The following is an 11,295-nucleotide window of genomic DNA, read 5'->3' as shown; positions in this document are numbered from 1 at the left end:
GGTCCTTGTTTTTTTTTTTTTTCTTTGTGGGGGGGGGGTGGCCGCGGGCGCGGCACCCCCGGGGGGCGGGGGGGCCCCCGCCCCCGGCCCCCCCCCCCCCCCCCCGGCCCTGGGCCATGACCAGCACCCGGTCGCTCATGCCGAGCACCTCGGGCAGATCACTGGAGATCATGAGGACGGCGGCCCCGGCGGCGGTCAGTTCGTTGATCAGCTGGTAGATCTCGACCTTGGCGCCGACGTCGATCCCGCGCGTCGGCTCGTCGAGGATCAGCACCTTGGTGTCGGCCAGCAGCCACTTGCCGATGACGACCTTCTGCTGGTTGCCGCCGGACAGGGTCCGCACCTGCTGCCCGAGGCCCGCCATCCGCACCCCCAGCTGCCGGGCGATGCGCTCGGCCGCGGCGTGCTGCGCCTTGCGGTCCACGAGCCCGCCCCGGGTGGCGGCCCGCATGGTGACGAGCCCGAGGTTCTCCTCGACGGACGCGTCGAGCACGAGCCCCTGCCCCTTGCGGTCCTCGGGCACGAGCCCGATCCCGGCGGCCATGGCGGCGCTCACGTCATGCCGCTTGAGCTGGGTGCCGGAGACGGTGACGGTCCCGCCGTCGTAGGGATCGGCCCCGAACACGGCCCGGACGACCTCGGTCCGCCCGGCTCCGACGAGCCCGGCGATCCCGACGACCTCCCCGGCGTGCACCTGGAAGTTGACCTCGTGGAACACCCCGTCCCGGGTGAGCCCCTCGACGGACAGCAACGCGGCGCCCCGGTCCGGCCGCTGGCGCGGGTACTGCTGCTCGATGGAGCGCCCGACCATGAGCCGTACCAGCTCGTCCTCGGGCGTGGAGGCCGGAACCTGCCCGACGCTCCTGCCGTCCCGGATGACGGTGACCCGGTCCCCCAGAGCGGCGATCTCCTCCAGGTGATGGGTGATGAAGACGATCCCGACCCCGTCCTCGCGCAGCGAGCGCACGATGGCGAAGAGCTTCTCCACCTCCTCCGAGGTGAGCACGGCGGTCGGCTCGTCCATGATCAGCACCCGCGCGTCCAGGCTGAGCGCCTTGGCGATCTCGACCATCTGCAGCCGGGCGATGCCGAGTTCACGCACCCGGGCGCGAGGCGACACGTCCACGCCCACGCGCGCGAGGAGGGCCTCGGCGTTGGCCTCCATCTTCTTCCGGTCGATCATCCCGAAGCGGCGGGGCTGCCGCCCGAGGAAGATGTTCTCGGCGACGGTCAGATCGGGGACCAGGTTGAACTCCTGGTAGATGGTGGCGATTCCGAGCCGCTCGGCGTCCTGCGCACCATGGATGCGCACTTCCTGGCCGTCGACGCGAATCCGTCCGGCATCGGGGGTGTAGGCCCCGGAGAGCATCTTGATCAGCGTGCTCTTGCCGGCGCCGTTCTCTCCGAGCAGCACATGGACCTCGCCCCGGCGCAGATCGAAGTCGACGCCGTCGAGCGCGACCACGCCGGGGAAGGTCTTGCGTATGCCCTCGATGCGCAGCAACTCAACCGGGCTGCTCACGACGTGCTCCTTTGCACTGGGGAGGGGGACTGGGGGTGGGGGATGGGTGGGCACTGGGTGGGACTGGGTGGGGGATGGAGCGGGGAGGGGTCAGTGGTCGGGGCGGGTGGGCTCACCGCACGAGCGGCGCACGACGAGCCGGGCGGGCAGGGTCACGGACGGGGGCGTGCGCCCCTCGATGCGGTCGATCAGGGCCCGTACGGCGGCGCGCCCGAGCTCACCGGTCGGCTGGGCGATCGCGGTGACGGGCGGGTCGGTGTGCACGAACCAGGGGATGTCGTCGAACGCGGCCAGCGCGATGTCGTCCGGCACCCGCAGCCCGCGCGCGCGGACGGCGTCCAGGGCACCGAGCGCCATGAGGTTGTCGGCGGCGAAGACGACGTCCGGGGGCTCGGGGAGATCCAGGAACCCCTCGGTGACCCGTCGCCCGCTGGCGGCCTGGAAGTCGCCCTGGCCCACGTAGACGTCGGGGAGGGGGAGCCCGTACTCGGCGAGCGCGGCCCGGAAGGCCTCGACGCGCTCACTGCCGGTCGTGGTGGCGGCGGGCCCGGCGATGATGGCGAGCCGCCGGTGCCCGAGGGAGTGCAGATGGGCGACGAGGTCCCGGATGGCGGCCCGTCCGTCGGCCCGGACGACGGGCACGTCCACGCCCGGGATCCACCGGTCCACGAACACCATGGGCGTCCCGGCGCGGGCGGCGTCGAGCATGAGCGGCGACCCGCCGTCGGTGGGGGAGACGAGCAGCCCGTCGATCCGCCGATCCAGCAGGTTCCGCACGTGGTGGTCCTGGATCTCGGGCTGCTCGTCGGCGTTCCCGATGATCACGCTGTACCCGAGCGCCCGTGCCTCCTCCTCGACGGAGCGGGCCAGCTCGGTGAAGTAGGGATTCAGCACGTCGCTGATCACGAGCCCGAGGGTGTGGGTCTGGTCGGTCCGCAGGGAGCGGGCGACGGCGTTCGGCCGGTACGCCAGCTCCGCGACGGCGGCCAGCACACGCGTGCGTGCCTCCGCGCTGACCGACGGGTGCGCATTCAGGACACGTGACACCGTGGCGACGGACACCCCGGCCGCGGCGGCGACATCCTTGATACTCGCCAACGCCGGCTCACCTCCTCGTGAAGCTTCCTCGTGGAACCACCTGGTCGAACGTCCTGGTGGAGCGTCCTGGCGGAACGGGTGACGGGGTGACCCATGGAAGCGTGTAATCGATTCCAGGCCCGTTCCGTAGGAGGATTGGAATCGATTACACGAGGTGGAGGCAAGAGGGTGGGGGTGGCCGAAACCCAATCGTGACCGGGGGTGACCGCCTACCGATGCGAGCGATCGAGCGCGGGTACCGGCTTCGCCCGTGGCGCGGCCTCGACGGTCCGGGCTTCGGCGGCCTGGGCTTCGCCGGTCCGGGCCTCGGCGCCCCAGCGGCGGGCGAGGACGGCGCACACCATCAGCTGCAGCTGGTGGAAGAGCATCAGCGGCAGCACCATCAGCCCGGCCGCCGCGCCGGGGAAGAGGACGGCGGCCATCGGCACGCCGCTGGCCAGGCTCTTCTTGGAGCCGCAGAAGACGATCGCGATCAGATCGCCGCGGTCGAATCCGAGGCGGCGGCCGCCGAGCAGGGTGGCGGTCAGGACCACCGCCAGCAGCGCCGACTCGGTCACCAGCAGGGCGGCCAGTCGGGGCAGCGAGAGCGTGCCCCACATCCCGCCGACGACCGCGGCGCTGAAGGCGCTGTAGACGACCAGCAGGATGGAGCCGCGGTCCACCAGGGCGAGGACGGCGCGGTGGCGGGCCGTCCAGGCGGTGATCCAGCGGCGCAGCAACTGGCCGGCGGCGAAGGGCAGCAGGAGTTGTTCGGCGATCTCCAGCACGGTGCCCGCCGAGATGCCGCCCTCGGTGTGCAGGAGCGCGGCGGCGAGCAGCGGGGTCAGGAGGATGCCGAAGAGGCTGGAGAAGGTCGCGCTGCAGACCGCGGCGGCGGTGTTGCCGCGGGCGATGGAGGTGAAGGCGATCGACGACTGCACGGTGGACGGCAGCAGGGTCAGGAACAGCAGGCCCTGGTAGAGCTGCGGCGACAGGACGGTCGGCACCAGCAGGCGGGCGGCCGTCCCGAGCAGGGGGAAGAGGGCGAAGGTCACTGCGAGCACGGTGCCGTGCAGGCGCCACCGCTTGAGTCCGGTCCAGGCCTCACGGGCGGAGAGCCGGGCGCCGTAGAGGAAGAACAGCACGGCGACGCCGCCGGTGGCGGCGTCCGAGATGACCGGTGCGGCGGCGCCTCGGGCGGGGAGGAGGGCGGCGAGTAGCACGGTGCCGAGCAGGGAGGCGATGAACGGGTCGACCCGGATGCGGGCGCAGCGTCGCAGCAGCAGCAGCCGGGCGCGGAAGCGGCCTATTCGCCGTGAGCGGAGTGAGGGGTTCGGGCAGGGCATGGTTCTCCGCGTCGATGGTTCGGTTGGGGACGGCTTCAGCCTGCCTCCCGTCCGGGTGATGGTGAATCCCGCTGGCTGCGGTCACTGCCATCATGATTCGTGATATCAGCAGATAGAGTGGCTGGATGCTCGATCCGGTGCAGTTGAGATCCTTCCTCGCGGTGGCCCAGACCGGCGGCTTCACCCGGGCCGCCGAGCGGCTGGGACTGCGGCAGTCGACGGTCAGCCAGCACGTGCGGCGGCTGGAGGAGGCCGCCGGCCGGCGGCTGTTCCTGCGCGACACCCACTCCGTGCAGCTCACCGGCGAGGGCGAGGCGATGGTCGGCTTCGCCCGGACGATCCTGGAGGCCCACGAGCAGGCGCTCGGCTACTTCGCGCGGACGCAGGTGCGCGGGCGGGTGCGGTTCGGCGCGTCGGAGGACTTCGTCCACACCGAACTGCCGCAGATCCTACGGAGCTTCCGGCGCCGCAACCCGCACGTCGACCTCGAACTCACCGTCGGGCTCAGCGCCGTGCTCGACGAGCAACTGGCCGACGGGCGGCTCGACCTGGTGCTCGGCAAACGCCCGCCGGGCAGCGACTCCCAGGGCCAACTGGTCTGGCAGGACCGGCTGGTGTGGGTCGCGGCGGAGGACTTCCGGCTGGACGATCCGGCGGAGCCGCTGCCGCTCATCGTCTACCCGCCGCCCAGTTTCACCCGGGCCCGCGCCCTGGAGGCCTGCGAACGCGAGGGCCGGCCCTGGCGGATCGCCTGCACCAGCACCAGCCTGTCCGGCGTCCGGGCCGCCGCGTTGGCCGGCCTCGGGGTGGTGCCGCACGCCCGGAGCCTGATCCCGTCGGGCCTGCGGCCGCTGCCCGACCAGCCGGGCCTGCCGGACCTCGGCACCACCGACTTCGCCCTCACCACAGGGCGCAGCGCGGCCCGCGGCCCGGCCCGGGTACTGGCCCAGGCCGTACTCGCGGACGCGTTCCGGCTGCAACGCGCCCCGGAACGGGCACAGCCCTGACCGGGGCCACGACCGTCCGTCGCCGGACCCGCCCGCGCTCGGGTCCGTCCGTCCCGGCACGCGGCTGCGCAAGGCAGGGCTACCGTTATCCCGCTTACCCCGCCCGCCTCCTGCGCGTCAGCACCTCCCCGGCCGCGCCCTCCTGACGGGAAGCCGAACGGGGGCCGACGCGCTCGTGCACCGGCGAACTCCTGGGGGTTCGGTGAGACAGCGGCGAACCGGCGGAGCATCGTTCCGAAGCCTGCCCAACGGCCCTCCGCCCGTATGGGCCCGCCGGGACGGCTATCTCCGTTCTGTGGCATCCGCGTACGAGCGTCGATCCGGACGCTGGCCGCGTCAGCCGATGGGGGGTGTGTGGTGGGGGGCGGAGGGTGCGGGCCTAGCCTGAGCACGCACCTGTCGATTCCCCACCCGCACTGGCGAAAGTCGAGACCACCGTGAACCTGTTTCCGCGCAGAGCGATAGCCGTACCGTTCCTCGCGCTCGCTGTGACGGGCTGCTCGGCAGCCGGCTCCGGGGCGGCGCCCACGCCGGCCGCGAGCCCGATCACCGCCTCGCCCACCCAGGTCGGCGTGCCGGCGCAGGCCCCGACGACGACCACCGCCCCGACAGCGGGTGGGACAGCGGCCTCGGCCGGGCCGGCTCAGGTGCTGGAGGCCTGGCTCGCGGATGTCTACCGCGGGGACGTGGACCAGGCGTGGGCGCTCACCCAGTTGCCCCCGGCCACGGGCGGCGCCTCCCCGCAGCAGGACCCGAAGGCGGCGTTCACGCGGGTGGTGAACTCCCTGCACCAGAATTTCGCCCAGGCCGTCCACACTCCGGACTTCCGGGTCACCCACCAGGAGCCGAAGGCCGGCGGCCAGAGCGTCGTGACCGACGCGGACGTGACCGTGGACGGCCACACCCTGCGGCAGGCGATCCTCAGTACCAAGCAGGGCTCGGGCCAGGTGCAGCTCGCCCTCACCTTCACCCTCGGCCAGGTCAAGGGCGACTGGCGCCTGGTGAACCTCGGCATGGACATCGACGCCTCCGTCTCGGCCACCGGCGCCGCCGGATGAGCTGACGGACGTCACACTGCCGCTGAGCGCCGCTGAGCGCCGCTGAGCGCCGCGTGTCCGCCGTGGTGCCGTCCACGCCGTCGAAGGTGCTGTGCTCAGCCCCCCGGCGGACCCGGTCGACGGCAGCGCCCGTACGACCGCCGGACGGACGAGGTGTCAGGGGTGGTCGACCAATGGCCCCGTTCGCCGGGAGCTGCCGGTGGGTGCTGGGTTTGACCTGGTCCGCGACGAGGCCAACGGGTTCTCCCACGTCTGCGGCCGCGCGAGGTGGAGGTGTCTGGCTGTGCACGCTGCTGAAGGCGTGATGTCACAGCGACCACCGACTCGCTGTCTGCAGTCAGCTGGTCATGACTGCTTCCCCCGTTCGACATGGTCGCGGGGGCCATGAACCTTTCAGCCCCCCAAGGAACTTGATGATCAGTCAGTGACGGGGGCGCGGTCAAAGCTTTCGGGACAGGCCGAAACGTCGTGGAGCAGTTGTCGATCCCCGTGGACGGCTGCAGCGTGCTGCGGGGGCCGGTCTCCTGGATGGCCCCTCGGCCGGTCGGCGATTCCGTATTCGGAGGTCCCGTCAGTTGGCTGCCAGGATTTCCACGCCGAGCGCTCTGAGTTGCTCGACGATGGCGTCGTCCGGGTTGGCGTCGGTGATCAGTCCGCTGATCTTGTTCCAGGGCATGACGCGGAACCGCGAAGCGGTGCCGATCTTCTCGGACGAGGCGAGGATGTAGGTTTCCGCGGCCCGTGCGGCCAGGGCGCGCTTCATCGCGGCCTCCTCCGCGTCGCCGGTGGTCAGGCCCGCGTCGGGGTGCACGCCGGTGACTCCGATGAGGCACAGGTCGGCGGAGACGTTCTGCGCGGCCTCGACCGCGGTCGCGCCGCAGGCGACCGCGGAGTGCTTGAAGATGCGGCCGCCGAGCAGGAAGAGCTCGACCTGAGGGTGGTCGAGCAGGGCGGCGGCGATCGTCGGACTGTGGGTGATCACGGTGCAGGCCAGATCCTGCGGGAGCGCGTGGGCGACAGCCAGGGCAGTGGTGCCGCCGTCGAGGATCAGCGCGCTGCCCGGCCGCACCAGCCCGGCGGCCACCGCGGCGACCTTCTGTTTGCCGCCGGGGGCCACGGCCTGCCGGGCGGCGTAGTCCGCCACTGCCGGGGAGACCGGCAGTGCCCCGCCGTAGACCCGCTGGCACAGTCCCTCGGCCGCGAGATCGCGCAGGTCACGTCGCACGCTGTCCTCGGAGATTCCCAGTTCGGTGGCGACGTCCTTGGCGACGACCTTGCCCGCACGGGCGAGCAGGCCCAGCAGGTGGTCACGGCGTTCAGCAGCCAGCATCCGCATTCTCTCCTGTTCTTGCACGTTTCTGCATGTATCGTAGCGCCCCATGACCGACAAGCCCATGCTCATCCTGATCGCCGGGCCCTACCGCTCCGGCACCGACGGCGATCCGCAGGCCATGGCCGCCAATCTCGCCCGCCTCGAAGCGGCCGCCTGGCCCGTCTTCGCCGCCGGCCACCTCCCCGTGATCGGGGAATGGATCGCCCTGCCCGTCCTGCACTCAGCCGGCGCCGCCCCTACCGATCCCCTCGCCGATCAGGTGCTCTATCCGACCGCGGACCGTCTCCTCGCCCACTGCGACGCCGTGCTGCGCCTGCCCGGCGAATCCACCGGAGCCGACCAGGACGTCGCCACCGCCCGCCGCCGTGGTCTGCCCGTCTACCACGACGTGGCCGAGATCCCCCGCCGCACCCCGCGGGAGAGCGAGTGACAAGCCGCCCCGGCGTCGACACGCCCGACCAGCGCGGCCGTACCGCCCTCGACCAGGCCGGACGGGACCTGGACCGCAACCCCGACGTCGTGATCCGCGACGTCGAACTCACCTCCCAGGGCTGGCACGTCCTGCGCCGCACCACCTTCGACTACCGTCGCCGCGACGGACGCTGGGAAACCCAGCAGCGCGAGACCTACGACCGCGGCAACGGCGCCGTCGTCCTTCCCTACGACACCGAACGCGGCTGCGTCCTGCTCACCCGCCAGTTCCGCTACCCGGCCTACGTCAACGACCACCCCGACGGCATGCTCGTCGAAGCGGCCGCCGGGCTGCTCGACGCGGACGACCCGCCGACCGCCATCCGGCGCGAGAGCGCCGAGGAACTCGGCGTCACCCTCGGCTCGCTCATCCATGTTCTCGACGCCTACATGAGCCCCGGCTCCGTCACCGAGCGCCTCCACTTCTTCGCCGCCTCCTACACCCCGGCCGACCGGACCGGGACCGGCGGCGGACTCGAGGAAGACGGTGAGGACATCGAGGTCCTCGAACTGCCCTTCGCCGATGCCCTCGCGATGACCCGCGACGGACGCATCACCGACGGCAAGACCATCCTGCTCCTGCAATGGGCAGCCCTGGACGGACCCTTCGCCCACGCGACAGGCGGCCACTGACACCAAGGCCGGCCCCGGCCCGGCCCCGCTCACTTCGGACATGGCGAGGGTCGAGGTGTCGGCCGTCCACCCTCGCGTCAACACCGTTGACGCGAGGGGGCGAGCTCCTCGGCTCCGGTCAGGACGTTGTGGGGGCCGGGGCGAAGTAGTCGTGGAGCATCTCAGTGGTCCAAGCCGGCTGGTGGGTCTCGCCGCGGGGGCCGAACTCCTCGAACCAGGGCTTCACTTCGAGGATCGGGGTGCCGTCGACGGCGTCCAGGTCCTCGACGTGCAGGTCCAGGCCGTCGACCTTGAGGAGTCGGCAGCGGGAGGAGCCGAGCCAGTTGACGCGCCGCATGTTCCGGTGGCCGAAGACGCCGACTTCGGGCCACTGCGGGTTGTCGCGCGGGCGGCGGGCGCCGAAGTTCAGGTCGGTCGGGTCGGTCAGGTGGAACCTGAAGATCACGTCGAGGTGGGAGAACGCTTCCAACCCCTTGGTGGCGTCCGGGGGAAACCGGTTGCCATCGAGCCTGATGACGGCCCGGGTGCCTCCCCAGTAGTCGTCGGTGGGCTCCGTGCGGCCTCCCACCACGTAGCCGAGCGCTTCCACGCTGAAGACTTCGGTCACTGCTTTTCCCCTCCTGTGGAACGGACCGCGCCGGGCCGGCGGGTCAGGCGGTGGCCGCCAGGTACTCGGCGGCACGCTGATCGACGGCGTTGACGACCGGGACCTTGCGGCCGCGGTAGGCGGACAGCGCTCCGCGTATCTGCAGAGCGACATCGCGGGTGCGGGCGGAACGGACCGTCTGCATCGCGTCGAGCGACCGCAACCCGATCGTGCAGGCCTCCTCGACAGAATGCTGCTCGGCCTTCACGAGCCCGAGGTAGCCGAGGGTGACGGCGTGAGTCCGCGTGAAGGCGGTGGCCTTCCGCGTCGCGACGCTGCGCTCGAACTCCCGGGCCGCGCCGTCCAGGTCGCCCAGGTCTCGTAGAGTCGACGCCGTTTCATGCGCCAAGGAGGCTTCGCCGAAGAAGAAAACCCGGGCCGGTTCGTCGTCGCCAGGGGACGCTGCGGACAGGTCGCGTTCGGCCCGGAGCAGCGCGGCGTTCGCTTCGGGGGCGCGTGCGGCGGCGGCGAGCGCGCGGGCGTGGACGACGCCGAGGAGGGAGCGCTCGCGTGGGCTCGCGAGCGCGTACCGGGCGCCGGCCATGGAGGCCTCGGCGACCCTGACGGCGTGGCCCGGCTTTCCGAGGTCGACCGCCTGGTGGGCCATGGCACGCAGGACGTGGGCGGCCATCGCGGGGTCATCGGCCTCGGCCGCCAGCTTCACGGCGACGGTGTAGTAGTGCTGGGCGGTGGGGTGTTCACCGTTGTCGAATGCCGTCCACCCGGCCAGGTAGGCGAGTTCGGACGCGGCGGAGAACATGTCGCGTCGTACCTGGTCGGAGGCGAAGGTGCCCCGAAGGAAGTCGCCGACGTCCGTGAGGAGGTACTGAGCGACCGCGGTGCGGCCGTGCCCGCCGCCGCGGCGCTGGTCGAGCTGGGAGAACAACCCGGTCATCTCCCGGACGGCTTCCACATCGGCCCGACCGGCGCGGTGCTGGGTGAGGTCGCGGCTGCCAGTGCGGGCCATGTGCTCCCACCAACTGCTGGGCGGGATGCTCAGCGCCCCAAGCGAGTAGGTGAGAGTGCGGAGGAGTTGTCTGCGTTCCACGTCAACGTCGATCCGTCCAAGAGCCGCCAGGGCCTTCAGCGTATCCAAGTCCCAGTCTCGAAGATCCGGTTCATCGTCGCCGAGGCCCATCGCGGCCAGGGTGATGTCCCGGTCCAGCCATCTGGTGAGGACTTCCGCAAGGTACTGCGGGAGGTTTCCGGAAGGGCTCCAGCCGTAGCGGACCCACTGGGTGACGGACGATCGACTCGGCCGTGCCGGGTCGTCGTGGCTGGCAGCGACAGCGCACAAGGCCCGAGCGAGAGCCTCGTTGGGTCGGCCGGATTCACGGATGAGCAGGCCCAACCGCTCGTTGGGCTGACGAGTACGCCCCATGGGGGTCCCCCTGGCGGTGTCGCTAAACACGTTAAACAACGGAGGGTCGCCAACACCTTACTCCTAGCGACCTTGAGCGGTTTCCTGTTTCTGCAAGGCAGTTTCAGGCCGCACGACGTGCCCCGGCCGCCCCTCAGGGCAGCCGCACAGCATGTCTCGGCATCCGACCCGAGTGAGTGAGGCGCCCCCATGGAGCCGAGATCACGCAACACCACGATGAGGTTCCCCGCCGAGCCGGCGCAGATCGGCGCCGTCCGCCGCTGGGTGAAGGCGCGGCTGCCCGAGCTCGGCCTGCGCTTGAGCGATCCGCTGGTGGAGGACGTCCAGCTGGTGATGTCCGAGATCGCTGCCAACGCCGTCGTGCACGGTTGCGGCGGAGGCCGGCCGGACGTGGAGCTGACCGCCGCTCTGCTGCTCACCCCGACCGGGGTGCTGCGGATGTGCGTCACCGATCCGGGGCTCGGCAGGCCCGGACTCCGGAGGGTGAGGGAGGACGCCACCAGCGGCCGGGGCCTGCTTCTGGTGGCCGGGGTGGTTGACCGGTTCGGCGTCGATGAGGGTACGGACGGCAAGGCGGTGTGGGCCGAGCTCGACCTGCCCGAGGCGATGCGGCCCGGCCCGGCAACGGTCGTCGACGGACATGCGGAGCTGAAGGTCATGGTTTTGTGCGCCGGAACCGCCGTACGGGTCGTACGGCCCGGGTCGGCTGGCGGTGCGTCGCCCGGTCAGCCGGAGTTCGATCGGATACCGGCGTGAGCAGCACCTTGTAGACCTCCGGTGGCTCCAGCAGCCCCTCGCGCGCGCCGAAGCCACCGGAGTCC

General features: G+C 71.5%; 10 protein-coding genes and 1 pseudogene. 5 read left to right on the top strand and 6 right to left on the bottom strand.

Annotated elements, in window-relative coordinates; translation table 11 throughout:
* The 3 genes and pseudogenes from ACFWIS_RS11920 to ACFWIS_RS11910 all read right to left on the bottom strand — a co-directional run.
* Nucleotides 1-1,522 (bottom strand): annotated as a pseudogene (locus ACFWIS_RS11920) (sugar ABC transporter ATP-binding protein); the annotation flags it as partial.
* 90 nt (nucleotides 1,523-1,612) lie between these two features.
* On the bottom strand, nucleotides 1,613-2,620 hold the full coding sequence (locus tag ACFWIS_RS11915; protein ID WP_380453919.1) for a LacI family DNA-binding transcriptional regulator: 1,008 nt from the start codon (nucleotides 2,618-2,620) through the stop codon (nucleotides 1,613-1,615).
* Nucleotides 2,621-2,829: 209 nt separating this feature from the next.
* A complete protein-coding gene (locus ACFWIS_RS11910) occupies nucleotides 2,830-3,945 on the bottom strand; it encodes a bile acid:sodium symporter family protein (protein ID WP_380453921.1) in 1,116 nt (371 codons plus the stop codon).
* Between the two features lie 125 nt (nucleotides 3,946-4,070).
* On the opposite strand from ACFWIS_RS11910, the gene ACFWIS_RS11905 reads away from it, so the two are divergent.
* Together ACFWIS_RS11905 and ACFWIS_RS11900 are read left to right on the top strand one after the other, a co-directional pair.
* A complete protein-coding gene (locus ACFWIS_RS11905; protein WP_380453923.1) occupies nucleotides 4,071-4,952 on the top strand; it encodes a LysR substrate-binding domain-containing protein in 882 nt (293 codons plus the stop codon).
* Between the two features lie 437 nt (nucleotides 4,953-5,389).
* Nucleotides 5,390-6,010, top strand: a complete 621-nt coding sequence (locus tag ACFWIS_RS11900) for a hypothetical protein (RefSeq protein WP_380453925.1) — start codon at nucleotides 5,390-5,392, stop codon at nucleotides 6,008-6,010.
* A gap of 571 nt (nucleotides 6,011-6,581) precedes the next feature.
* Here ACFWIS_RS11900 and ACFWIS_RS11895 read toward each other — a convergent pair.
* The gene (locus ACFWIS_RS11895) at nucleotides 6,582-7,340 is read right to left on the bottom strand and encodes a DeoR/GlpR family DNA-binding transcription regulator (protein WP_380453927.1); all 759 of its coding nucleotides are present in this window, start codon (nucleotides 7,338-7,340) and stop codon (nucleotides 6,582-6,584) included.
* A gap of 49 nt (nucleotides 7,341-7,389) precedes the next feature.
* On the opposite strand from ACFWIS_RS11895, the gene ACFWIS_RS11890 reads away from it, so the two are divergent.
* Nucleotides 7,390-7,773 (top strand): DUF4406 domain-containing protein, encoded by a 384-nt coding sequence (locus tag ACFWIS_RS11890; protein WP_380453929.1) that lies wholly within the window; start codon nucleotides 7,390-7,392, stop codon nucleotides 7,771-7,773.
* Nucleotides 7,770-8,447 (top strand): NUDIX domain-containing protein, encoded by a 678-nt coding sequence (locus ACFWIS_RS11885; RefSeq protein WP_380453931.1) that lies wholly within the window; start codon nucleotides 7,770-7,772, stop codon nucleotides 8,445-8,447. The genes ACFWIS_RS11890 and ACFWIS_RS11885 overlap by 4 nt, the downstream gene beginning before the upstream one ends.
* Nucleotides 8,448-8,565: 118 nt before the next feature.
* On the opposite strand, the gene ACFWIS_RS11880 is transcribed toward ACFWIS_RS11885, so the two are convergent.
* Both ACFWIS_RS11880 and ACFWIS_RS11875 read right to left on the bottom strand, forming a co-directional pair.
* Nucleotides 8,566-9,054, bottom strand: a complete 489-nt coding sequence (locus tag ACFWIS_RS11880) for an SAM-dependent methyltransferase (RefSeq protein ID WP_380453933.1) — start codon at nucleotides 9,052-9,054, stop codon at nucleotides 8,566-8,568.
* Nucleotides 9,055-9,097: 43 nt separating this feature from the next.
* Nucleotides 9,098-10,444, bottom strand: a complete 1,347-nt coding sequence (locus ACFWIS_RS11875; RefSeq protein ID WP_380453935.1) for a Tat pathway signal protein — start codon at nucleotides 10,442-10,444, stop codon at nucleotides 9,098-9,100.
* A gap of 219 nt (nucleotides 10,445-10,663) precedes the next feature.
* On the opposite strand from ACFWIS_RS11875, the gene ACFWIS_RS11870 reads away from it, so the two are divergent.
* Complete coding sequence (locus tag ACFWIS_RS11870; RefSeq protein ID WP_380453937.1) at nucleotides 10,664-11,230, top strand: ATP-binding protein; 567 nt, start codon at nucleotides 10,664-10,666, stop codon at nucleotides 11,228-11,230.
* The last annotated feature ends 65 nt before the right edge of the window (nucleotides 11,231-11,295 follow it).

It is taken from the genome of Kitasatospora sp. NPDC127060 (assembly GCF_042724935.1).
In the GTDB taxonomy this organism is placed as follows: Bacteria; Actinomycetota; Actinomycetes; order Streptomycetales; family Streptomycetaceae; genus Kitasatospora.
The sequence above is the reverse complement of the archived record's forward strand: the minus strand, read 5'-3'. Positions and strand labels throughout refer to the sequence as shown.

Bases quoted from the DNA above. Each gene is read 5' to 3' on its own strand.
- ACFWIS_RS11910 (WP_380453921.1), bottom strand. From the start codon at position 3,945: ATGCCCTGCCCGAACCCCTCACTCCGCTCACGGCGAATAGGCCGCTTC.
- ACFWIS_RS11905 (WP_380453923.1), top strand. From the start codon at position 4,071: ATGCTCGATCCGGTGCAGTTGAGATCCTTCCTCGCGGTGGCCCAGACC.
- ACFWIS_RS11895 (WP_380453927.1), bottom strand. From the start codon at position 7,340: ATGCTGGCTGCTGAACGCCGTGACCACCTGCTGGGCCTGCTCGCCCGT.
- ACFWIS_RS11890 (WP_380453929.1), top strand. From the start codon at position 7,390: ATGACCGACAAGCCCATGCTCATCCTGATCGCCGGGCCCTACCGCTCC.
- ACFWIS_RS11870 (WP_380453937.1), top strand. From the start codon at position 10,664: ATGGAGCCGAGATCACGCAACACCACGATGAGGTTCCCCGCCGAGCCG.